Below are 22,139 nucleotides of genomic sequence, written 5' to 3'. Positions count from 1 at the left end.
AATGATTGATGAAAGAGATGTTAACCGAATGGTTCAGTTGGCAAGAGAAGGGAAACAAATTAAAAAAATAAACGAAGAAGACTATCCGCAATATGAATATTGGGAAATCTACGAAACTATCTATAACGCAGGAGAAAAAAGTGCTTTAGGCATTAAGAAAATGATTACTTCACGGTTAAAAAAAATGACTACCGTAACGAAAAGAGAACAGCCAGAGATTATTAATGAAATTGCTGATTTAGTTGAACACCTTTATATTCGGCATAAAGAAAGTCAGATTAAGTTGGATGAAATTAGATCTGTAATTGAAAATTAAGAGGAGGGTGCAAATGGAAGGTAACAATAAGGTACAAGTTAAATTTAATGTAGATAGAGAGTTGGCAGAAAAATTTGTACTAGCTGCAAAGTTGAATAAGGATAAATCCATCGATGTGCTGAAAAATCTAATGAAGCAATATGTTTTAGAGAGTTTTTCTGAAGCAACAAAAAATGTTAGCTATAAATCTCCAGTAAGTTCTAACTCTAGTCAATTTAGTAATAATGGTAATCAAAGTTCCTCAGTAGGAAATGACAATACGAATACAAAGATTACAAATGAAATGGTTAAAATTACATATGAATATGCAAAAAAAGTTTATATTGGAAAATTGACTCGTCAGGAAGGTAAATTACTGATTTCTAAAGAAACTGGTATGAATCCAGGGTCTGCACAAGATTATATTACTTGCTTCTTAGCCATGATGGAAGGTAAGGAATATCATAGAACGATGAGCAACTTAGGAACGTCATATTTTTTAGAGAATATTAGAAAAGATTATGGGGAAAAAACCTTTCAATTAGCAATAGAATCTACTGAGAAACATATTAAATATTATAATTCACTTGGGTACGGTAAATTGAAAGCAAAAGAGGATATTATTAGAAGATTAAAAGAGACAATGTAGTTAAAATATTAGGCTTTGGTTAGACTTGTAAATTCCAAAATGTAAATTAAGAAAGGGAAGTGAAATTTTTGAGAAGAGCTTACATTATAAATACTAACCGGGCCAACCGACCTGGTGGGGAAACTGAAAGGGACATGCTGCAGAACGAAAAGTGTTCAGCCTATTATTCTCCATGGAAAGAGAAAATTCAACATATTCAACCAAATGATTTAGTTTTTTTATACAGAAATAAGAAGGGGATAATTGCAAGAGGAATAGCTTCTGGAGTTGTGGAAATTGCCGACTATCTTGATAAGGATGGCTTGCATGAAGACGAGGAGTATTATATGAACCTCAATAGGTTTGAAAGATTAAGTAAACCAGTCTCATCTACTACGATTAATGATATTGTAGGCAGCCAAATCGTTTTAGCACCTACCTTGGTACAGTTAGATTATGAACGTGGTCTGAAAATTTGGCAGGCAATTACAAAAGAGTATTTGTAGCTTTTTAATTTATTTTTTTATTTTATCTCATGAACCATAAAGTATAAAAGAAAGAGATGGTGCCAAAATGACAACGCAAAGCGAAGCTATTATTGAAGCGTTAAAAGCCATAGGTGGGGAAAGAGAGATTAGTGAAGTACGAACATGGATTGAAGATCGATATGGTCCCAGATGGAAAGATCTTTCGACAACGATGGCTGATATGGTACCTATTGAATTGGGTGGTAACCATTCATCGACTTTACCAGAGTGGGTTCAGGTCTTAGAAAGAGTGGGAAGAGGAAAATATAAGTTAATAGAAGATTTAGAGTAGGTTGTAATGTTTTGCCATATACACTATGCACATGTGGAAAGTGTAGCATGGCTGACGAGGAAGAAATAACATGCGAAGTATTGGTGTTAAAGGATTTATGGGCGTTTTGAGTTTCTGGTTTTGGAGGCTTGAAATGCTCATTTTTGGGCTGAAAAAGGTATAGTTCAGATGTTATGATTAAGATAATACGTCATTAAGTGAATAAACTTTGTCAGGAGAGAAAGTAATGGTCAAAGCAGAATTGAGCTATAACCCATATTTGCTTGAAACTAAAGTTAAATTTAATGGGCAAGAACCAAAAATAAATAGTCTTGTTGAGAAATACCAAGAAGGGAAATTGCATGCTTGGATTACAGAAATTCCTGCTGTTTTTTATAATGAGATGAATGGTTACGATTTTGATCTAGATTTTTCTGGGACAAAAGCAGATTTTGAGGAATTGGAACAAGCATTTTTAGATTCAGGGGTTAACACCAAGCCCGAAACAAAAGCTAGCGGCGAAACAGCCCCTGCTGATGTGAGAATTTTCTTTAAGAATGAATTAGAAGATTCACGTACAAAAAGCAAAGAGATTGATGATTTATTAACATGGCTGAACGCAACGCCAAATCGAAAATTTGATAATGCAAGTTTTAGATTTGAGAATTCTGAATTATTCGATGAACCATTTTCATATTTGTTAATTCAAGCGTCAAATATAGATACTTCTGTATTTGATGGCTTAGATCTTACTTTAGAAAATGCAAATACTATTAATGAGTTACCTAAGGATTTAACCAACACACCGATTCTTTTTAATATTGATGAAAACACCAAAGCAGAATTTCTAAATTTCTTAGAGATTGTTCAATCAAGACACGACGTTAATGAAAAACAAATATTTTTCTTTATCCATCCCGATTTGAATAAGACGCATATCGAGAGAATAATTCAAGATATAGGAATAGCGCGCCCTCAAATTGTTTCTGCTGTGAATGATAAAATGGTAAGCGATTTCTTAGGTATTTATCCAATTGCAGACTATGTAATGAAGTCAATAAAGGTCTTTAGGAAAGAGTTTGATTCACTTTCAAAAATTCTTGAAGCGGAAAATGAAGAGTCAAGAATTCAAAATGCCGATGTGCGCAAAAAAATTGATTCATTGGAAGAATCAATTCAAAAATTAAAGTATGTCAACGAAAGCTTCATCCAAAGAGATAATTTGGAAATTCCATCAACGTTAACTGCGGCAAAAATTACACTTTACGATAAGATTCAAAACTGGCGAAAAAAGAAAAATAAATATAATAATGACGTAGAAGCTACAAATGCAGCAAGAGAATATTCAGGGGAATTATCTATCTATTTTGAAACCTTTATCACTGAAGTAAATGCTATATTCAAATCTGAAAAGGATGAAATTTTTAGATCGTTTTCTAAGTTATATTATTTTGCAGATGCAAACGATGGTTATAAATCATCGGTAAAAAATGTTTTTAATTTCTCTAGGTATTATATTAATGATTTAACAAATGAATTCTTATCTTTTAGGGAAGAACGAATGGTAGAACAACCAGCAGATTTGTTAGGTTTGGCAAAGAAATGGTTTGAAAAACAAGTGGAACCAAGACCGTTAGTGCCTGAAATTACTTATTCGATTAGTAAATGGCGTGATAAAGCTAGTGAAATTACTATTCCTAAAGCAGAAGAAATTATAGACGCAGTTTCAGAAGCCTTGAAATTTTTCTATGATGATGTTGCTGAAGATTATCATGAACACCTTGAAAAATTGATTACTGAAAAAACATCACAAAAAGAAGAGATAACGGATCGACTCTCTGATGAAGAACGTAAATTACAAAAAGATAATGATTGGTTGGCGGAATTTGATGATCAGTTGAAAATAATTGAGAGAGGATAAGTTGATGATAAATAATGAATTAATGCAAACACAAGGTGGAGAACTTGTTTACCAAGATTTATCTCCGGCAGAACAGCTAGATGTCAAGTTAGATATCATTGATGAAACGATTCGTCGAAGAGAACTTTCTCGTTTGACGGAGATGGAGATTGCTCCATTTAAGAATTTGGGATTGCCAGCGCTTGAAGAGGATTTCATTAATAATGTTCGACTATTTAAAATCACAGAGATGGTTTATCAAAAAGGTGAGCCAGTAACCGATAAATTTACCACAGTTTTTAATACGCTTCAAACCTATAAATCATCAGTGTTTGTGGTGATTGACTCTAATGGTAAGCAAACGGATTTTTATCTAGGAGTCCGGTCTAATGGCGATAATCGTTCGACAGTAACATTAGGAGATACCTTAAAAAATACACTTGTGGGGCATTTTCCTGGTGTGAAAATCGAAAATGAAGATCGTTCTAAAATTGCAGCATTATCAACTAGAATAGCTAAGCAACATAATGTAGCCTCAGTTAGTGTTGTCGGTAACAATAAAAATGATAAGGAACAAGGAAATGAACAGTTTGTTCAAGGGTTAGAAAAACTTGCTCTAGCGATGCACGGTCGTCAATTTACAGGGATAATTGTTGCTCAGAATTCATCTTCTGATGAAATTCAAAGGGTGAGAAAAAGCTATCAAAGACTTTATACGGAATTATCTCCATTACAAAAAGTACAGTTAAATGACAGTATTTCAAATTCTGAGTCAAAGAGCAAATCATTCTTTGAGATGAATGGTAAACAAAAGGCGGCAATGATTGCTGGAACGACTACGGGAGTCATTGGTGCAGTAGTTGGTGCAGCAGTTGGTGGTATTGCTAACCCAGTAGGAATTATGCTTGGTGGTCAAATTGGTGGAACATTAGGTGGACTATTCCAATCACTTGCACCAAATGTTCAAGTTACTGAATCATCTTCAAGTTCGGTTACAAAAACGGCAGAGAATAAAGCCATCACGGATATGCTACAACTTATCGATAGTCAGCTTAAAAGAACAAATGAGTTTGATAGTTATGGGATGTGGAATATTGCGGGATACTTTATTTCCGATGATATGTCTGCTGCCGAGATTGCTGCAAGCAACTATCGCTCGTTAATGAACGGTGAAAACTCTGGGCGTGAAGTGTCTGCTATCAACTCTTGGCGCAGTAACTTCAATAACTTTGGGGACTTGACTCAATACTTGTCACGATTTGTTCATCCACAATTTGTATATGGTGGGAATGTGTTAACTAATGCGTCAACAGCTGTTAGTGGTAAAGAACTTGGACTTCACTTGGGTCTGCCTCGAAATACAGTGCCCGGAATGCCTGTAATTGAACATGCTGAATTTGGTAAAGAGGTTAACTCGTATCAATTGTTTCCGAAGAAGTCTAGTGATAATCCTAAAGAACGCATCACGTTAGGTAAAGTGTTTGATTTAGGACAAATCACTGACAAAACAGTTGAACTTGATAATAAGAGTTTAAATATGCATACCTTAATTACTGGTTCAACTGGATCGGGTAAGAGTAACACTGTTTATCAATTGCTCAATGAATTACACCATGACGAGATTCCATTCCTAGTTGTTGAACCTGCCAAAGGGGAATATAAGGATGTATTTGGAAATTGGGATGATGTAAATGTTTACTCTACAAATCCAAATATCGCACCTTTGATTAACTTAAACCCATTTAAGTTTCCAGAATCAATTCACGTACTAGAACACGTAGATGGTTTAGTTGAAATATTCAGTGTATGTTGGCCAATGTATGATGCAATGCCAGCGTTTTTCAAAGAAGCAATTTTGAAATCATATGAAGAAGTTGGTTGGGATTTGGGGTCTTCAACTTTTGAAGTTGATGAAGTTGAATACCCTGACTTTGAAATTCTTGCGGAACAACTTGAAAAATTAATAGATGAAACTGAGTATTCTGCGGAGGTCAAAGGTAACTACACTGGCCCTTTAATTACTCGAGTCAAGTCTCTTACAGTTGGATTGAACAAATTCATCTTTACAAGTGAACAAACCCCATATGAAAAACTTTTTGATGAGAATTGTATCTTAGATATTAGCCGTGTTAAATCTAGTGAAACTAAGGCGCTCATCATGGGGCTTATGGTTTATATTTTAAATGAATATAGGGTTGATCAGAAGTCTGAAAATAATGTTGGGCTTAGACACGTCACTGTACTTGAAGAAGCGCATAATCTTTTGAAGAACACAACGGCTGGTGGAGAGTCTGATTTAATTGGTAAGTCAGTTGAAATGTTGACTAACACTATTGCAGAGATTCGTACTTATGGTGAAGGTTTCATCATTGTTGACCAATCACCTTCATCAGTAGATATCGCTGCAATTAAGAATACGAATACCAAGATTGTTTTGCGTACACCTGAAGCAAACGATCGTGAAGCAGTAGGACGCTCTATGGGATTAACGCCTGATCAAGTTAATGAAATTGCTAAATTGCCCAGTGGTGTGGCTGTCGTTTATCAAAATGACTGGATCAGTCCGGTTCTTACGATGGTTGATAAAGCTAATGTCAAAGAGAGTCCATATATCAATAATAATCCTACTGCAATTAAGCCGATTCGTGAGTCTCGAACGGAAATAATTAGAGCAATCATGGAACCGTGGTTGCCACATGACCAAATCAAACATGACGAACTTAGTAGTGCTTTGAATAGTTTGGAAGTTTCTCGTGAATATAGAAAACTTTTAAGTATTATGATTGCAACATATACGAACCATCAAGGTCATATTATCTGGGATGTAAGCTCAATCCCTACGCTGCAAAATCTGTTATTCGACATTCTTTCATTGTCCAAAACGACATTTGAGGGCTTTGTAGAGTCAGGCAATCCAAGTACATTGAGAGCATTCGTTCAAAAGAAAACTACAGGACTTATGAAAGAACAAATTGATGAAATTTGTAGTGTGTTAACGATGGAGGGAGCGAATGATGGGAATTGACTTTAGTAAAAATCTTGACGCTGTTGGTGATGGCGTTAAAAATGTTGGAGAAGTAGCACATAAATCTATGGAAAACTTCCATAAGAATTATGTGTCTAAAATTTCTCCTAAGGATGGAAAGTTCGGAGATGCAACGAAGTTTGTGGCGGAAATGGTTCCTGGTGTTTCTGAATACAATGCAGTCCGCGAAGGAGATTGGAAAGCTTTTGCTATAGCGGGTGGTATTGATGTTGCAATGATAGGTATAACGGTTGCGACTGCTGGCTTAGCAACTGGCGCAGCTGTTGGTGTGAAGGCAGGAACAGAAGTTGGAAAGACTGCGGTGAAAACAGCTATGAGAGAAGGAACAGAGGCTGTTGCTAAAGAAGCAATTAAGGAAGGAAATGAAGCTGTTGCAGAAAAAACTGTTAATGAAGGTGTAGAAGCGATAGGTAAGAAAGCGGTTAAAGAAGGCACTGAAGTAGTAGCTGTAAAAACGGAAGCTGTTACACTTGAGTCAAAGGAACTAATTCTTAACGAAGGGAAAAGATTTAAGCCTTTAGATGAGGCTTTAAAAGGTGCCAGTCCAGAAGAAATCAATATTTATGAGGGAGCCAAATTAAAGAAAGCAACTTTCAATAATCGTGAAGCATTAATCCGAACAGACATTAATTATGAAGTGAAAGATCAATTTGGGAGAACCAATTTAGAACGCATGGAAGAAGGCTATGCTCCTTTAGTGGACAGTCAACCCATTGAATTACATCATATAGGACAGGTAATGGATTCTCCTTTAGCGGAATTAAAATGGACTGAACATCGTGGAGAAGGAAATTACTCAGTTTTACACGATGTTGCTAAGGAAAGTGAAATCAATCGTCACCTGTTTAACTTAGAAAAAGAAGCGCATTGGATGGCGCGTGCAGAACAAATTAGAGTAGATGGAGGTATATGATGAATTTAAAAACAATATTTGAAAACAAGAAAGTTCTTTTTACAGGAGGAGTGGATATTCAGGCAGTTGAACAGGCTGAAATGGAATTAGCATTTAAAATGCCTTCTGATTATAAGGAGCTATTACTGAAATATGGAGCCCTCGCATCAGGTGGTCATGAAATTGCAGCACTAGGTGTTGATGGTTACTTAAATGTAGTAGAATTAACCAAAAAAGAGCGCGTATTAGCTAATAATCAATTAGATAATTATATCGTTATTGAAAATTTAGCTACAGAAGGATTGTTAATTGTTCTTGATGAAGAGGGACAAGTATACCAATATCAGAAAAATGCTCTTGAAAAAATCTATTCTGATTTTAAGGCTTATTTAAAAGAAGAAGTTCTTTAAAACGCGAAAAATAAGGGTTGTTAGAAGAGCTGTAAAAATAATAGATTAGGATCGGTTTATAAAATAAGGAGACGTGAATGCGTCTCCTTATTTAGTTTTTTTAGGTGAATTTCTCGATTATTACAATTTGTTGGATTAGAAGAAGTGGTACATTCTTGTGGCTGTAATCAAGTAATTGATCAAATTAGAAGTTTATGTCGTTTGATGTCTGAGTTATAATGTGAAGTATATTGCTAGAATCTTTTATTATTTTAGAAATATTGGCACTAGATCTTACGGAATTAGTTATGAGACTAACCTTGTGCTGATTCATAAATACGAAAACGATTAGAGGGGTCGAAAACATTGTCAATAGAACTATTATCAAAAAACACAGCAGAAGTTTTTCATGCTTTTAGTAGTCAGCCTCATTGGGATAAAGTGGAGCGGGAAGAAGGAATAAAAAACATTTTAACAAAAATAAAGGAGGATGTAGGTTCACTTGAAGAGTATTTAGAAGCACTCTTAAGAAATGTAACCTTTCAATATGCAAATACAAATACGGCCATCTCTTTTTTTGCACAGTGTATTGAAGAAGAACAGTTTTTTTTACTAGAAATTTTCCATTCTCTCATGGCGGATGTTCCTAAACAAGTACAAGAAACTAATTTCCTTGAAGAAAATATGCCACGGTTTCAACAGTTAGTTTACCAAGGATCGGGTGTTGAAGAGCAAATAGCCCATGCGGAAAGTGTTTTTTTCCATACCAAGCTAGTAAACGATTTGTTGGTTGAATTTATAGGGACATTCCTGCAACCGGATAATAGGGACTTCATGGTGAACTTCATGGAATATTCAACAAAAGTAGTCATTGATACGGTTATGAATTTATGCCAAACGTATGCTAATCATATTATTGAAGAACTGAACGCCATTCATTCAGCTAGATAGGACAGCTCATTTTGCGAGTAAAGCTGGCGTCCAAACAAAAATAATTCATCCTTGAGTTTTTTTGAGGCTCGGGTGGATTATCACACCAAAATAGCCGCCCTTTTGAGGGGACCATCTATTGATTGACCTGACATGTTACAGAATGTCGGGTCTTTTTTCTTATGGTAGTTTTTTCTACTATATCATCTGCCAATTTTGAGGTTGTGAAGTTGATCGGCAAGCAAAATATGATTCGGAAAAAGTACTTCTTGAGTTCACCAATGAATCATATTCTGTGTAAAAAATCATGGTTTCCCTTATACTATACAAGAAAAACAAACGGGAGGGACAAACATGCATATTGAAATGTGGACGGATTTTGCTTGACCATTTTGCTATATTGGCAAAAGGCATCTGGAGGATGCCATTAAACAGATTGACCATCCAATTGAAGTAACGTATCGTTGCTATGAATTGGATCCGACAGCGGGTCGGGACATTAAAGAAAACATTTATGAAGCGTTAGCAAAAAAATATGTGATGAGTATCGAGCAAGCTAAAGCCAATACTGAACGAATGGTTCAAATGGCGAAGGCAGCTGGGTTGGATTATCATATGGATACGCTCATTTTAACAAACACCTTCGATGCACACCGTGTGACGATGTTTGCTAAGAAGCATGGTTTAATGAAAGAGATGACAGAGCGCATTTTACACGCGTATTTCACGGAATCCAAGCATATTGGTGATCATAAAACATTAACAGATTTGGCGGTAGAAGTGGGGTTAGACCGGGCAGCTGTTGAAAACATGCTTGCTAGTGATGAAATGGCGAATGAAGTACGTGCGGATGAGCAAGCCGCACAGCAATACCGGATTACCGGTGTTCCATTCTTCCTTATTAATAAAAAGTATGCCCTATCCGGTGCACAACCAACTGAGGCATTTGTTCAAGCAATGAGAAAAGTCATTCAAGAGGATGAAATCGTTGTGTTAAACAACGATGATGGAATCGTCTGCGATGAAAATGGTTGCGAAATTCCTAAAAAGTAGGGTGCTGCCGCCATACAAAAAACAACCTGATTCATTTCAGGTTGTTTTTTACTAATAAGTAAATAATAATAACAAAATGATGAGGAGGTATATCTGGAAGCATGTTTGCGACAATGCTCCAGGTAAATAGTTTTGAATTATCAAACGTATGATCAATGGAATGACGAGATTTGGGCCGATGCAGGCTTCATCTATAAACAGGCTTTTAAAGAGAAGGGAGCAAAACCAGAGGAAATCATTCGGAATATGTTTCAAAAAGGAATTTGCTTTTTGCATGTTGGCTATATGGAAGACCAAATCGTAGCGATGGCCCTTACCGGTAAATTGAATGAACTAGATGCCTTATTAATTGATTATTTGGCTGTTCATCCAGATTTTCAAAACCGGGGATTAGGAAAGAAGATGGTAAAATATATTCATGAATGGTCTCTAAGTAACTTTGATGCTTTAATCATTGAGGTTGAAGCAGAAAAAACACCGGAAAACCTTAAAAGAATTCATTTTTGGCAGAAGTGTGGTTTTACTTTGACTGATTATATTCATCGCTATATTTGGGTGCCGGAACCATATAAGGCAATGTATATTCAAACCAAGTCTAGGCATAAGGAATTTACCGGTGAGGATTTGTTTAAGCATATTGGAAAGTTCCATAAAGCATCTTTTCATAGAAAGAGATAGAATTCTTAGGACTTTTGTTTGCCAAAATTTACAGGTAGCTTCCAATTAGTGCGGATGTTATAGTTAGTTTGTAAGTTCTTAACGGAACTTTTTGAAGTAGTTCTTCATACAGAGAAGTACTCAAGAGGCTGAAGAGGCGCCCCTGCTAAGGGTGTAGGTCGGGTAACCGGCGCGAGGGTTCAAATCCCTTCTTCTCTGCCATAATATTATTTTGCGGGTGTGGCGGAATTGGCAGACGCACCAGACTTAGGATCTGGCGCCTTCGGGCGTGGGGGTTCGACTCCCTTCACCCGCATCATAGTCCAACAAGGACACTAAGAAACTGGTCAGGGCAGGAATGCAGCAGCCATAACTAGTGAAATTGTGTGGGCTATTACATAGGACAGAAACCCAAAAACGCTAAACTCAATTCTTATGTTGAGGTTAGCGTTTTTCTTTTTTGAAATTTACTGAATTATTTTATCATTTACTAAACGCTGTTTTCGCAAAGATTATTGTTTTTAACAAACATTTAAAAAACTAGTATAATTTAATAAAGATAGAAGCATTGGAAGGGGACGGATTATGGGTAAGAATGAGTTTTTTGTTTATCACATTGTTACTAGAACCAAAATGAACCTTGGACAGATAATTGATTTTGATCACAACCAAAATAATACATTATATCGGTTCTTCTTTGAGAGGGAACAATTAAATTTGAAAGGCGAAGACTTTATACAAATTTTGTATAGTAACTATACAAATGAAGGGTTGAACTTGGATAAAGAAAATGCAGATGTAGCCATTAAGTATATTGATCAAACAATCAGAGCTATTAGAGAAGTAATAGTTGAAATGGTCAGGCTACAAGAGTATCCTCATTATCCTTCAAGATTATCTTGCCTTTATGCTGCTAAAAGTTATGATGACGTTCTAAAATGGAAAGCAATATTCGACTCTTACAACAGAAAGGTTTTACAGATCGTTAAACTTCGAGTCATAGGCAATTCTTTTGAGGGTGACGGAAAGCTTCTCCCAAAAGAAGATGGGGCTCCATTCTCTCAAAAAATTGAACAAGCTAGAGAATATTGGAAGGGTAATACGAAAAATGAACTTCCGGAACTTTTGATTAATGGTAAGATTGAAGTGGTAGAAATTATTGATGATTTTACATCGCTCGTATAAGGAAATCAGTGAATAATCTTTAATGACCTCAGAAAGAGGTCATTCTTTGATTTTTACTATATTAGTAGAACATACTTTCCCAAGTACAAATTATGAGTTAAATTAAATCTATGAAACTTATTTCTTAATACAAAAAGGAATTTGAGGTAGCTATTTAGGTTTGAATTGGATGGTGATGGCATATGAAGGAAACAAAAAAGCTGCAAGAAATGGATTTATATAAACCAATTCAGACATTTTTTGTGAATGAAGGCTATGAGGTATATGGTGAGGTAAAAGATTGTGATATGGTTGCTGTTAAAGGTGGGGAGTTAGTGGTCATTGAATTAAAGCTTACGTTAAGTGTTGATTTGCTTATACAGGCAGCCAAACGACAGCGAATAACGGATCAAGTTTATATTGCCATCCCGAAACCAAAGGATCGTTTGAATTCTAAACGGTGGGCAGATAAATGCCATTTAATTAGAAGGATGGAGTTGGGGCTTATTGTGGTTTCGAGTCTATCGAAACGGGCAAAGACAGAAGTAGTCTTCCATCCATCACCGTTTGATCGTCGTAAAAGTAGGGGGAAAAACAAGTTAAAGAGAGAATCTGTTTTGAAGGAAATCAATGGGCGAAGTGCAGATTACAATGTTGGCGGTAGCACTCGGATTAAAATTATGACTGCTTATAAAGAGAATTGTATTCAAATTGCTTGTTACCTAAGACATTTCGGGCCATTATCCCCGAAAGCCTTAATCCAGTTGGGAACCGGTGGAAAAACTTCCTCTGTTCTTATTAAGAACTATTATGGTTGGTTTGAAAGAATTAAGAGAGGCACCTATGTACTAACTGAGAAGGGTGAAGAAGAAATAAAGGAATTTCCTGACCTTTTGAATTTTCACTTAAAAAGACTACAGTTGCAGTAATGATAATTAAAAACTAATTAATTTTTTATACCAGAGTTGTTCTAATATAGTTCAAGAAAGAAGCACTTAGGGTGCTTTTTTTATTAGCTAAAATGTGCCATTCGCCGTCAAGCAAAAAACATAACCTTTTTTATTGTTTACCATTGAAAAAGAAAAGGTTATAATTAAAATTATTTTATTTAGTATATCGAAATAAATTGAAATAAGTGAATAAACAAATATTTTTTTAGAAAGGCGATGGACATTGAATAAACCGAGTGGAAAAAAACGAATACAGCTTGCTTTACTTTTAGGATCACTTGGACTATTAGGACCTTTTACAATTGATACGTATTTGCCATCCTTTCCAACGATTGTAGAAGATTATCACACCACAGCTTCATTGGTACAAATTAGTTTAACTTCATGTTTATTAGGTCTGGGACTAGGGCAATTGATCATTGGTCCTATGAGTGATGTGAAAGGCCGTCGAAAACCTTTGATATTCTTTATCGTCTTGTACTTACTTGCTTCGCTGACATGTGCGATTGCACCTAATATCTATTTCCTTATTATATCCCGTTTAGTCCAGGGCTTTGCTGCCGCAGGTGGACTTGTGATCTCAAGAGCGATTGTCAGAGATCTTTTTAGTGGAAGGGAACTGACCAAGTTTTTTACAATGATGGTGTTAGTGGGGAACCTTGGGCCAATCGTTGCACCCATAGCCGGAGGGGGGATTCTTGCTTTTACCAATTGGCATGGGGTTTTTGTTGCTTTGGCTTGTTTAGGTGCGGTGTTGCTTTTCACTGTTTCATTAAAATTAGAAGAAACTCTGCCAGTTGAAAATCGTGTTCCTAGCAATTTACCACAAATTTTGAAGAACTTTGGTTCATTATTCAGAGATCGAACATTCTTGGGATACGCATTAACGCAAGGTTTTACGACTGCTGGAATCTTTGCCTATGTATCTGGGATTCCGTTTGTCTATCAGAATATATATGGAGTCACACCCCAACAATTTAGTTTTTTATTTGGAGTAAATGGGATAGCTTTAATTATTGGAAGTCAGTTGGTTGGCCGTTTGGCAGACCTCATTCCGGAGCGGACTTTCTTAAAGATAGGGTTAGCGATTTCTACCATTGCGGGTGCTTCATTATTAATCGCTTTGTTTTTAAATGCACCGCTTCTCGCCGTAGCCATTCCGATCTTCTTTTTTGTAGGTTCTATAAGTATTATTGGAACCACGTGTTTTGCTTTAGCCATTGAAACGCAAGGACATATTGCGGGTAGTGCCTCTGCCTTATTAGGGGTATTGCCTTTTGTCCTCGGCTCCATATCAGCTCCGCTAGTGGGTATTGCAGGGCCAAATACAGGAATTCCTATGGGATGCATCATTTTCAGCGCCAGTTTTCTAGCTTTCTTATCCTATTTTGGTTTAGTACGAAAAGCTTCGATACAGATAAAACCTACTAAAACAGCTATTAAGTTATCTAAACAAAAATAATAATAAAAAAACGCTAAACTCATTTTATTTGAGTTTAGCGTTTTTTGGTATCAAGTTACTTATTGTTGTTTACCTAAAGCCAATTTTAATCCAAATCCAATTAATATAAGTCCTGTTGTCTTATCCATAATCCTTTGCACTTTCGGAGACATAAGCCATTCACGCAAATAATTTATGAAAAAGACGTAAACAAAAAACCAAGTGATGGATAGGAGTGTGTATATAACACCCATTATAATGAGTTGTTGTGTAACGGCAGCTCCCGGTTGAACAAATTGGGGTAAAAAGGTTAAGAAGAACATGGCCACTTTAGGATTGAGTACATTTGAAAAGAGACCTTGTTTAAAAGCTGACTTTTTCAGCTCAGAATGATTTTGGTTTTCAACACTAGCAGCTTTCTTCTTTTTCCTAGAGATGAAAGAAGATAATCCGAGGTAGATCAAGTAAATGGCACCCGCATATTTAACAATTTCAAACGCAACGGCAGAATGCATTAATATAGCAGAAAGTCCAAAGGCAGCAGCGAAGGTATGTACCAAGGATCCAGCTGTAATACCTAAAGCCATTTTATAGCCATCTGTTCTTCCATCTGAAATCGTCCTCTTTGTAATGAGTGCTGTATCGATTCCTGGACTCATGACAACAAATAATGAGAGGATTAAAAACGTAAAGAAGTCATTCATTTTATCCACTCCTTCCTGACTTGTAAAATGCAAGTAGGTAAAATATAATTTAAATTAGTTAAATATAATTTAACACATGCACTACGTGTTGTTAATTATTATTTAATAAAATTTAATTATTTTTAATTAGAGGAGCACCTAATGGAAAATATAGATATCGGTAAAAAAGTGGAGAAATACAGAAAAGCCAAAGGTTTAAGCAATAGAGAATTAGCCACGATAGCTGAAATTACACCATCCATGTTAAGTCAAATTGAACGAGGATTAGCCAATCCTTCTATTCAAACTCTAAAGGTTTTAGCTAAGGCCCTTGATGTTCCTACTTTTAGTTTTTTACTAGAAGAAACAAATACTGTTGATTTAGTTGTGAAGTCAAATGAGCGAAAAAAAATGATTGTAGATGGACTTTCATATGAATTATTGTCACCTGATTTTTCAGGATCGCTGGCAACTGCGATTATGAATGTTCCTCCGAATACCTCTTCATCTGAGAAACTTTTGGAACACAAAGGAGAAGAAGTTGCTTTTGTATTGGAAGGGAAAATAAAGGTGTATTTAGATGATGAGCAATACATTTTAGAGCCTGGAGATAGTGTAAAGATACCCGCACATATGAAGCATAAATGGGAAAATCATTTTAATGAGAAAGCATCCGTCCTTTTTTCGGTCACTCCGCCGGTTTTTTAATATCTTTGTTGAACGAATGCGAGGGAATTCGGTTTAATTTAAAATAAGATTGAATTGGCTAAGCGTTTTTGTCTTATTTTAGTGATTTATTTTTTGAAGTTTTATACATATTATCGATCTAGTCGTGGAAGGCTAAACAAAAGGAGGTGTGCGCCTTGTTTAAATATCTATTGCCGCCATTCGTCATACTTTTACTTCTTGGATTTTCCATTGATTCATCCGATCAAACGCTACCCGCCGAAAACAACATTTCCTCCAGCAATGTAGAACACATTCCATATACAATCCGTGTTCATAATAAAACATGGACAAAACCTACTTATGCAGCGGAATGGGATAGCCCTTGGCTCAAAAAGGGATTAGGTGATACAAGAATCAAGAAGGCGATTGCATTTATCTATTCTCATCAATTATTTATGGTTCCTATGAGACCTTCCGAAAGAATTGAATTTTATTCTATCGCGCAAATTGAACGGAATGAGCAAGGAAAATTTCCAAAACAGAAACTAAGCAGTGACCATGTCGGGTTTTATGTCTTCGGTGCAGTTATCACAGATGTACAAAAGGATAATAACGGGATTGGCTTTATCGTAAAGCCGACCCATTCAGGCTATCAAGAGGTCTGGCTGCCAACCAAATACCTTTCTCAAAACACAAAATATAAAGTGATGACACCTGATGGCTACGTTCTAGACCAAATGCCATATAACAAGGGAAATTAACTTAAAAAACAACTTTAAATCAAACAAAAATGACCAGCAAATTTGTTGGTCATTTTTTAGGTAACGGACCCGTTAAAACAATCCTCTAAACGTATCAAAATTACAAACCTTTTGCAAAATCTCGTACTGGTGCTTGCAAGGGAACCGCAGGTGCTGGAACATGCACTAAAGACTCTCCAATGGTAGTATATCCGGCTGGAGTACCTTGTTTTTTACCACCTGCCCCCACACCAATTTGTAAAACTCCAGTATTGGTCATTATGCCGATTTTCAAAAAATTGATTTTAAATGCTTGTTCTACCTTATTCTCCACATCAATCACCCGCCCACCATGATTATATGCTAAGAAGGAATCTTGAGTTACCTTTTCTTTGAAATGAATTTAATTCGTGCCATTTTTTTCTACCGCTGAATACACTTAAAATAACAGCATTTCACCGAACAGCGAGAGGTGGTGATAACATCATGTTTTCTGTGACAGGAATGCAGGGATTTGAGTTATTTTCTTCTGTTCATATTTGGACATTAGTGGTATTCTTTGTAGCCTGTGGTGTTTTAGTGTATTTCAGAAACAAACGTAAGATATATCAGCAGATTATTAAATGGACACTATTTATTCTTTTGCCAGCCTGTGAAATTTCCTCGCATCTATGGCTAATCCTAACCGATCAATGGGACGTGAGTGATCTTCCTTTACAGCTTTGTTCGCTTAGTACCTTTTTAGCGATGTATTTATTTTTGAAAAAGAATACTAAGATGTTTTATTTGTTATATTTTTTCGGTACACTTCCTCCATTTTTAGCTATGGTTACACCAGAAATGGTCTACACATTCCCACATTTCCGCTTTATAGAATATTTCCTTCACCATTCCGTTCTTCCATTAGCCGCACTGTATTTTATCCTATATGAAGGTTACAGAGTTCCAAGGAAAGCAATCTTGTCTAGTTATATAACCGCTAATATTATTGCCGTTCCGATCTTTATCTTAAATAAGTTGATTGACACGAACTTTTTCTACCTGGCCGCTCCAACACAATCAGAAACCATTCTCACATTCTTCGGAACTGGGATTATGTATTATATCAATCTTGAGATTGCTGCACTGATTGTATTTGGAATTACCTATATACCAATGGAAATTTTACAAAGGATAGAAAGCAAGAAGAAACAAATTCAAAAGACTATATAAGAACCGTCAATTACTGGACCGGACATGTGAGTGCATGTTCGGTCTTTTATAACATTATAAGAATGTATATAGTTCTATTTCGAGAATTGTCCGGCTCCAGCGCTTTTCTTTTTTGGTATAATTGACCCAAGGATTAATCGAAAAAATTGGGGAAGGGAAAAATTATGCCATTAGAAATTGTTCGGAACGATATTACGAAGATGAAGGTAGATGCGATTGTGAATGCCGCAAATACATCGCTCCAAAAGGGTGGCGGTGTTTGTGGAGCCATTTTTCGTGCGGCGGGTGCTAGTGAGTTGCAGGAGGAATGCGATCAAATCGGCAGCTGCAAGGTGGGAGAGGCCGTTATTACTGATGGGTTTAAGCTGGAAGCAAAATACATCATACACACTCCAGGACCGATTTGGCAGGGTGGTACGCATCAAGAAGCAAGCTTGTTACAGGAATCCTACTCTAGCTCTTTGGAACTAGCAAAAAACTATCAATGTGAATCGATTGCCTTTCCGTTGATTTCAACTGGAATTTATGGCTATCCAAAGGAAGAGGCATTGCAAATTGCTATTTCCACCATTAGTTCCTTCCTGTTACAGCATGACATGTTTGTTTACCTGGTTGTTTTTGACAAAAGTTCGTTTGGAATTAGCAAGAAATTATTTCAATCGATTGATGAGTATATTGACGAGAATTATGTAGATGAAGCCAGTATCACTTTTAACCGGAATAGACAAGATCCATATGTTTTAGAAGAATTGTTTGAGGATGTACCCCTTCAACATGAGATATTTAAGGAAGCAGAGTATTCTTTAGTAAATATGTTGGATCAACTCGAGGAGTCTTTTTCAGAAAGATTGTTACGCTTTATTGATGAAAAAGGTATGACGGATGTGGAAACGTATAAACGGGCCAATATGGACCGAAAATTATTTTCTAAAATTCGGACTGGGGTTGATTATACTCCAAAAAAGAAAACGGCCGTTGCGTTAGCCATTGCACTTGGATTGTGTTTTGAGGAAACGTTGGAACTGCTGTCTGCTGCTGGGTTTACATTGTCACGAAGCAGTAAATTTGATGTCATCATTGAGTACTTTATCCAGCAGGCTAACTACAATATTCATGAAATCAATGAAGCGTTATTCGCTTTTGATCAGCCCTTACTCGGTGCCTGAAATGTCGCTTTCGAAGCGACCTTTTCTTTTTGAAAAATTGTTATCCTTAGTTTATCAAAGAACGGAGGATGACAATTTATGAAAAAGAATGTTACTGAATTAGTGTTTATTTTAGATAGAAGTGGGTCAATGGCAGGACTCGAGGCGGATACCATTGGCGGCTTTAATGCCATGCTTGCGAAGCAGCAGAAAGCAGAAGGAGAAGCTATTGTTACTACCGTCTTATTCGACCATCAATACGAATTATTGCACGACAGAATCAATGTAAAAGGCATTTCTCCCATGACCGATGAGGATTATGAAGTAAGGGGAACGACTGCTTTATTAGATGCCATTGGCTTTACGATTCAAAAAATCGTCAATGTACAAAAGAAAACGAGTGAAGAGGAACAAGCAGAAAAGGTTCTATTCGTGATTACAACGGATGGGATGGAGAATGCCAGCCATGAATTCACAGCTGATAAAATTAAAAAAATGGTCCATCATCAAAAGGAGAAGTATGGCTGGGAGTTCCTGTTCCTTGGAGCAAATATTGATGCGGTGACAACGGCTGCTAGATTTGGAATCGATGAGGAATTCGCCGTTGATTACCACGCGGACGAGGTTGGAACGCAATTAAATTATGAAGCTGTAAATGAAGCAGTGAGTAGTCTTCGCAGCGGGAAAAAGATTGAACGGAACTGGAAAGAAGGCATTGAGAGGGATTATAATCGTCGTTCAAAGAATATATAATTTTAATAGAATTAGAAGGAAGCAAAGGAAATCTAGCTTCCTTTTTTGTGTTCTGGACATTTTGTTCCTGATTCAGGTGCCACTTCTGACAGAGTAAGCAGTAATAACTTAAACATTGTCAGAAGTCAAGGCAACTTCGGACAGTGTTGGTGGAAAAAGCAGAAATATTGTCAAAAGGCAAAGCAACTTCGGACAGCGTTGAAGGGAAAAGGAGTAACACTGTCAAAAGGCAAGGCAACTTTGGACAGAGTTGGGAGAAAAAGGAGTAACACTGTCAAAAGGGAAGGCAACTTCGGACAGAGTTGAAGGAAAAAGCAGAAAGATTGTCCAAAGATTAGTCAAGTTCGGACAGTGTTGGTGGAAAAAGCAGAAATATTGTCAAAAGGGAAGGCAACTTCGGACAGAGTTGAAGGAAAAAGCAGAAAGATTGTCCAAAGATTAGTCAAGTTCGGACAGAGTTGGTGGAAAAAGCAGAAACATTGTCCAAAGGAAATGCAACTTCGGACAGAGTTGGGAGAAAAAGGAGAAACACTGTCAAAAGTTAAGGCAACTTCGGACAGAGTTGGGAGAAAAGGAGTAACACTGTCAAAAGTCAAGGGAACTTCGGACAGAGTTGGGAGAAAAGGAGAAACACTGTCAAAAGTCAAGGCAACTTTAGACAGTGTTGAAGGAAAAACCAGAAAGATTGTCAAAAGGCAACGCAACTTCGGACAGAGTTGGTGGGAAAAGCAGAAACATTGTCAAAAGGCAGGGCAACTTCAGCCAGTGTTGGCAGAGAAAGCAGAAACATTGTCAAAAGGTTGTGAAAACAGCAAAGAAAAAAGAAGGTGATTACACCTTCAAAATAGTTTTAGTCAGTATGTTTTAAGTCCTCTGAATCGTAGTGGTTGAGAAGTTTTTAACCATCTTTTGTAGGTTTTTATGACCTTCTCTTAATCTAATTGTTTCTTCGATAATTTTTTGGAATCCTTCCAAATCCCTATCAGATGCATATAACAAAGACTTCGGTAGACCTTCGACGATTTGTTGCAGGGATAAATCCGTTGCCAAGGATCATGACCACCTTTCAACTTATTCGTTAGACGTCTGTTCCGCCTACTTTACTATTTTTATAACGAATAGGTTTTTTCCTGCAATCAAGTTATAAAACTTATCTACATGAATCTTCAAATTTTATTAGGAAAAGTAAATATATTTCTTTTTCGGACAAATTAAGACGGTAAATCAAAAGCTGTTTCTACGATTTGTAGAAAATTATTTCTATTATAAGCTGTCTCTTCTTCTATTATTCTCCTATATAAAAGGTGGTAGGATGATTTTTTTCCCAATAAGGAAAGGAGTGGTTTAATAGAAAAATATGCCAAAAGAATCAATATTAATAGATTCTGAATTGTTAAACTATTAATAACATCATGGGTTGGCTTCAATAAATCTGTCAGGAGGGAAAATAATGGAGCGACACGTACGCTTGATTCCGTACCAAGTGATTGCAGAGGTTGAAGAAGTAACCGAGGTGCCAAAAGGGGTAGACATGATACAGGCCCCGAAAGTCTGGGAGAAGACAAAGGGAAAGGGAGTCACGATTGCTATACTTGATACCGGCTGTGATTTAACACATCCCGACTTGAGGGAACGGATTATTGGTGGAAGGAATTTCACGAGGGATGACAAAGGTATTAAAGAGGTGTTTCGGGATTACAATGGTCATGGCACCCATGTGGCTGGTACGATGGCAGCGACGATCAACCAAAAAGGAGTTGTTGGTGTAGCTCCTGAAGCGAATCTATTAATTGTCAAAGTCCTTGATAGAAATGGTTCTGGCCAATATGAATGGATCATCAATGGGATCTATTATGCGATAGAACAAAAGGTTGATATTATTTCCATGAGCCTTGGCGGACCTGAGGATGTGCCTGAATTACATGAAGCGATTCAAAAAGCGGTCGAAAATAATATCCTTGTTGTTTGTGCGGCCGGCAATGAAGGCGATGGCCGGGATACAACTGATGAATTTGGTTATCCTGGGTCTTATAACGAAGTAATTAGTGTAGGAGCGATTAATTTAGAGAGACAAATTTCTGATTTTACTAATTCGAATAATGAAGTGGATCTCGTAGCTCCTGGTGAAAATATACTTTCTACCTATTTAAAAGGAAAATATGCCAAGCTTAGTGGGACTTCGATGGCCACTCCTCATGTTTCTGGTGCTTTAGCTCTCTTAAAAGCTCTTACGTTTGAATCGTTTGAGAGAGAGTTAACAGAGCCTGAAATCTACGCGCAATTAATAAAGAGAACGGTTCCTTTAGGTAATTCTCCAAAGCTAGAGGGGAATGGACTGTTATATCTGACGGCTGTAGACTACTTAACAGGGGTTTTCGATACAAAGCAAGTAGTAGAAGTGATGAAGGTTTAATAAAAATATAAAAAAACAGTGCCGAGGAATTTCTTTGGCACTGTTTTTTGACTAATTATTACATTTTTGTGAAATCTAGTTTTGCTATCAGCATTCCAATTATATTAATGATATACTAGGTTTGTTATTTATCATTAAAATTCTCCTTGCAATACTAACACTAATTCCCACATTCTTTTACCATTGAAGATTGAATTTATCCACTCATTTCCTATCTAGTAAATCATAATTTGACCTTCATTATTTTTGTTTTCCTTTATTTTTAGACCCAATGTTTAACTTTTTATAAATAAAGGTGCATTTTGTCATTATCTCTGTACGGAGTATACTGTCTAATAAGAGTGGTAAGACAGTTTATTTAGTTTATATTAAATTAATATC

The 22,139-nt window shown here is 36.5% G+C and carries 24 protein-coding genes, 2 tRNA genes and 1 other RNA gene; 24 read left to right on the top strand and 3 right to left on the bottom strand.

What is annotated here, in order from left to right:
* Position 1 precedes the first annotated feature (1 nt).
* From QFZ87_RS15695 to QFZ87_RS15615, 17 genes are all read left to right on the top strand, one after another.
* Positions 2-316: a hypothetical protein gene (locus tag QFZ87_RS15695; protein ID WP_309863086.1), complete on the top strand. Its 315-nt coding sequence runs from the start codon at positions 2-4 to the stop codon at positions 314-316.
* A gap of 13 nt (positions 317-329) precedes the next feature.
* Positions 330-944 (top strand): hypothetical protein, encoded by a 615-nt coding sequence (locus QFZ87_RS15690; protein WP_309863082.1) that lies wholly within the window; start codon positions 330-332, stop codon positions 942-944.
* A 59-nt stretch (positions 945-1,003) separates the two neighbouring features.
* Positions 1,004-1,429, top strand: coding sequence for a hypothetical protein (locus QFZ87_RS15685; protein ID WP_309863079.1), 426 nt, complete (start codon positions 1,004-1,006; stop codon positions 1,427-1,429).
* Between the two features lie 67 nt (positions 1,430-1,496).
* Complete coding sequence (locus QFZ87_RS15680) at positions 1,497-1,742, top strand: hypothetical protein (RefSeq protein ID WP_309863077.1); 246 nt, start codon at positions 1,497-1,499, stop codon at positions 1,740-1,742.
* A 226-nt stretch (positions 1,743-1,968) separates the two neighbouring features.
* Positions 1,969-3,642 carry a hypothetical protein gene (locus tag QFZ87_RS15675; RefSeq protein WP_309863074.1) on the top strand — a complete coding sequence of 558 codons (1,674 nt, stop codon included), beginning with the start codon at positions 1,969-1,971 and terminating at the stop codon, positions 3,640-3,642.
* Between the two features lie 4 nt (positions 3,643-3,646).
* Positions 3,647-6,646, top strand: a complete 3,000-nt coding sequence (locus QFZ87_RS15670) for an ATP-binding protein (RefSeq protein WP_309863072.1) — start codon at positions 3,647-3,649, stop codon at positions 6,644-6,646.
* Positions 6,633-7,580 carry an HNH/ENDO VII family nuclease gene (locus QFZ87_RS15665; RefSeq protein WP_309863070.1) on the top strand — a complete coding sequence of 316 codons (948 nt, stop codon included), beginning with the start codon at positions 6,633-6,635 and terminating at the stop codon, positions 7,578-7,580. Before QFZ87_RS15670 ends, QFZ87_RS15665 begins: the two co-directional genes overlap by 14 nt.
* Positions 7,577-7,969 carry an SMI1/KNR4 family protein gene (locus tag QFZ87_RS15660; protein WP_309863067.1) on the top strand — a complete coding sequence of 131 codons (393 nt, stop codon included), beginning with the start codon at positions 7,577-7,579 and terminating at the stop codon, positions 7,967-7,969. Before QFZ87_RS15665 ends, QFZ87_RS15660 begins: the two co-directional genes overlap by 4 nt.
* 345 nt (positions 7,970-8,314) lie before the next feature.
* The gene (locus QFZ87_RS15655; RefSeq protein WP_309863062.1) at positions 8,315-8,899 is read left to right on the top strand and encodes a hypothetical protein; all 585 of its coding nucleotides are present in this window, start codon (positions 8,315-8,317) and stop codon (positions 8,897-8,899) included.
* 378 nt (positions 8,900-9,277) lie between these two features.
* A complete protein-coding gene (locus QFZ87_RS15650) occupies positions 9,278-9,931 on the top strand; it encodes a DsbA family oxidoreductase (RefSeq protein WP_309867906.1) in 654 nt (217 codons plus the stop codon).
* 132 nt (positions 9,932-10,063) lie between these two features.
* Positions 10,064-10,609 (top strand): GNAT family N-acetyltransferase, encoded by a 546-nt coding sequence (locus QFZ87_RS15645; protein WP_309863058.1) that lies wholly within the window; start codon positions 10,064-10,066, stop codon positions 10,607-10,609.
* 110 nt (positions 10,610-10,719) lie between these two features.
* A tRNA-Ser gene (locus tag QFZ87_RS15640) sits at positions 10,720-10,810 on the top strand.
* Between the two features lie 12 nt (positions 10,811-10,822).
* Positions 10,823-10,904, top strand: a tRNA-Leu gene (locus tag QFZ87_RS15635).
* An RNA gene (gene ffs, locus QFZ87_RS15630) (signal recognition particle sRNA small type) lies at positions 10,904-10,989 on the top strand. Before QFZ87_RS15635 ends, ffs begins: the two co-directional genes overlap by 1 nt.
* A 184-nt stretch (positions 10,990-11,173) precedes the next feature.
* Positions 11,174-11,773, top strand: a complete 600-nt coding sequence (locus QFZ87_RS15625) for a DUF2441 domain-containing protein (RefSeq protein WP_309863055.1) — start codon at positions 11,174-11,176, stop codon at positions 11,771-11,773.
* Positions 11,774-11,955: 182 nt separating this feature from the next.
* Entirely contained in the window at positions 11,956-12,681 is a 726-nt protein-coding gene (locus tag QFZ87_RS15620) for a DUF2161 domain-containing phosphodiesterase (protein WP_309863051.1), read from the top strand.
* 244 nt (positions 12,682-12,925) lie between these two features.
* On the top strand, positions 12,926-14,164 hold the full coding sequence (locus QFZ87_RS15615) for a Bcr/CflA family multidrug efflux MFS transporter (RefSeq protein ID WP_309863049.1): 1,239 nt from the start codon (positions 12,926-12,928) through the stop codon (positions 14,162-14,164).
* A gap of 59 nt (positions 14,165-14,223) precedes the next feature.
* On the opposite strand, the gene QFZ87_RS15610 is transcribed toward QFZ87_RS15615, so the two are convergent.
* Positions 14,224-14,847: a LysE family translocator gene (locus QFZ87_RS15610; RefSeq protein ID WP_309863046.1), complete on the bottom strand. Its 624-nt coding sequence runs from the start codon at positions 14,845-14,847 to the stop codon at positions 14,224-14,226.
* Between the two features lie 141 nt (positions 14,848-14,988).
* Here QFZ87_RS15610 and QFZ87_RS15605 point away from each other — a divergent pair, with 141 nt between their 5' ends.
* Both QFZ87_RS15605 and QFZ87_RS15600 read left to right on the top strand, forming a co-directional pair.
* The gene (locus QFZ87_RS15605; RefSeq protein WP_309863043.1) at positions 14,989-15,534 is read left to right on the top strand and encodes a helix-turn-helix domain-containing protein; all 546 of its coding nucleotides are present in this window, start codon (positions 14,989-14,991) and stop codon (positions 15,532-15,534) included.
* Positions 15,535-15,689: 155 nt separating this feature from the next.
* Positions 15,690-16,256 (top strand): hypothetical protein, encoded by a 567-nt coding sequence (locus QFZ87_RS15600; protein ID WP_309863040.1) that lies wholly within the window; start codon positions 15,690-15,692, stop codon positions 16,254-16,256.
* A gap of 100 nt (positions 16,257-16,356) precedes the next feature.
* Here QFZ87_RS15600 and QFZ87_RS15595 read toward each other — a convergent pair whose 3' ends face one another.
* Positions 16,357-16,530 carry a hypothetical protein gene (locus QFZ87_RS15595; protein WP_309863036.1) on the bottom strand — a complete coding sequence of 58 codons (174 nt, stop codon included), beginning with the start codon at positions 16,528-16,530 and terminating at the stop codon, positions 16,357-16,359.
* A 191-nt stretch (positions 16,531-16,721) separates the two neighbouring features.
* Between QFZ87_RS15595 and QFZ87_RS15590 the strand changes: the two genes are divergently transcribed.
* From QFZ87_RS15590 to QFZ87_RS15575, 4 genes are all read left to right on the top strand, one after another.
* Positions 16,722-17,447, top strand: a complete 726-nt coding sequence (locus QFZ87_RS15590) for a YwaF family protein (RefSeq protein WP_309863034.1) — start codon at positions 16,722-16,724, stop codon at positions 17,445-17,447.
* 164 nt (positions 17,448-17,611) lie between these two features.
* On the top strand, positions 17,612-18,613 hold the full coding sequence (locus tag QFZ87_RS15585; RefSeq protein WP_309863032.1) for a macro domain-containing protein: 1,002 nt from the start codon (positions 17,612-17,614) through the stop codon (positions 18,611-18,613).
* A gap of 78 nt (positions 18,614-18,691) precedes the next feature.
* The gene (locus QFZ87_RS15580) at positions 18,692-19,345 is read left to right on the top strand and encodes a vWA domain-containing protein (protein WP_309863030.1); all 654 of its coding nucleotides are present in this window, start codon (positions 18,692-18,694) and stop codon (positions 19,343-19,345) included.
* A gap of 351 nt (positions 19,346-19,696) precedes the next feature.
* Entirely contained in the window at positions 19,697-20,176 is a 480-nt protein-coding gene (locus tag QFZ87_RS15575) for a hypothetical protein (RefSeq protein ID WP_309863028.1), read from the top strand.
* 33 nt (positions 20,177-20,209) lie between these two features.
* On the opposite strand, the gene QFZ87_RS15570 is transcribed toward QFZ87_RS15575, so the two are convergent.
* Entirely contained in the window at positions 20,210-20,395 is a 186-nt protein-coding gene (locus QFZ87_RS15570; RefSeq protein ID WP_309863025.1) for a hypothetical protein, read from the bottom strand.
* 400 nt (positions 20,396-20,795) lie between these two features.
* Here QFZ87_RS15570 and QFZ87_RS15565 point away from each other — a divergent pair, with 400 nt between their 5' ends.
* Entirely contained in the window at positions 20,796-21,758 is a 963-nt protein-coding gene (locus tag QFZ87_RS15565; RefSeq protein WP_309863022.1) for a S8 family peptidase, read from the top strand.
* The last annotated feature ends 381 nt before the right edge of the window (positions 21,759-22,139 follow it).

Origin of the sequence: Bacillus sp. SLBN-46 (genome assembly GCF_031453555.1) — a bacterium.
Classification (GTDB): Bacteria; Bacillota; Bacilli; order Bacillales; family Cytobacillaceae; genus Neobacillus.
This window is presented reverse-complemented; position numbering and strand designations above follow the sequence as displayed.

What these genes read in the sequence shown, in the direction of transcription:
- QFZ87_RS15670 (WP_309863072.1), top strand. Translation starts at nt 3,647, where the DNA reads ATGATAAATAATGAATTAATGCAAACACAAGGTGGAGAACTTGTTTAC.
- QFZ87_RS15580 (WP_309863030.1), top strand. Translation starts at nt 18,692, where the DNA reads ATGAAAAAGAATGTTACTGAATTAGTGTTTATTTTAGATAGAAGTGGG.
- QFZ87_RS15620 (WP_309863051.1), top strand. Translation starts at nt 11,956, where the DNA reads ATGAAGGAAACAAAAAAGCTGCAAGAAATGGATTTATATAAACCAATT.
- QFZ87_RS15590 (WP_309863034.1), top strand. Translation starts at nt 16,722, where the DNA reads ATGTTTTCTGTGACAGGAATGCAGGGATTTGAGTTATTTTCTTCTGTT.
- QFZ87_RS15675 (WP_309863074.1), top strand. Translation starts at nt 1,969, where the DNA reads ATGGTCAAAGCAGAATTGAGCTATAACCCATATTTGCTTGAAACTAAA.
- QFZ87_RS15690 (WP_309863082.1), top strand. Translation starts at nt 330, where the DNA reads ATGGAAGGTAACAATAAGGTACAAGTTAAATTTAATGTAGATAGAGAG.
- QFZ87_RS15565 (WP_309863022.1), top strand. Translation starts at nt 20,796, where the DNA reads ATGGAGCGACACGTACGCTTGATTCCGTACCAAGTGATTGCAGAGGTT.
- QFZ87_RS15585 (WP_309863032.1), top strand. Translation starts at nt 17,612, where the DNA reads ATGCCATTAGAAATTGTTCGGAACGATATTACGAAGATGAAGGTAGAT.
- QFZ87_RS15665 (WP_309863070.1), top strand. Translation starts at nt 6,633, where the DNA reads ATGATGGGAATTGACTTTAGTAAAAATCTTGACGCTGTTGGTGATGGC.
- QFZ87_RS15610 (WP_309863046.1), bottom strand. Translation starts at nt 14,847, where the DNA reads ATGAATGACTTCTTTACGTTTTTAATCCTCTCATTATTTGTTGTCATG.
- QFZ87_RS15625 (WP_309863055.1), top strand. Translation starts at nt 11,174, where the DNA reads ATGGGTAAGAATGAGTTTTTTGTTTATCACATTGTTACTAGAACCAAA.
- QFZ87_RS15605 (WP_309863043.1), top strand. Translation starts at nt 14,989, where the DNA reads ATGGAAAATATAGATATCGGTAAAAAAGTGGAGAAATACAGAAAAGCC.
- QFZ87_RS15660 (WP_309863067.1), top strand. Translation starts at nt 7,577, where the DNA reads ATGATGAATTTAAAAACAATATTTGAAAACAAGAAAGTTCTTTTTACA.
- QFZ87_RS15680 (WP_309863077.1), top strand. Translation starts at nt 1,497, where the DNA reads ATGACAACGCAAAGCGAAGCTATTATTGAAGCGTTAAAAGCCATAGGT.
- QFZ87_RS15695 (WP_309863086.1), top strand. Translation starts at nt 2, where the DNA reads ATGATTGATGAAAGAGATGTTAACCGAATGGTTCAGTTGGCAAGAGAA.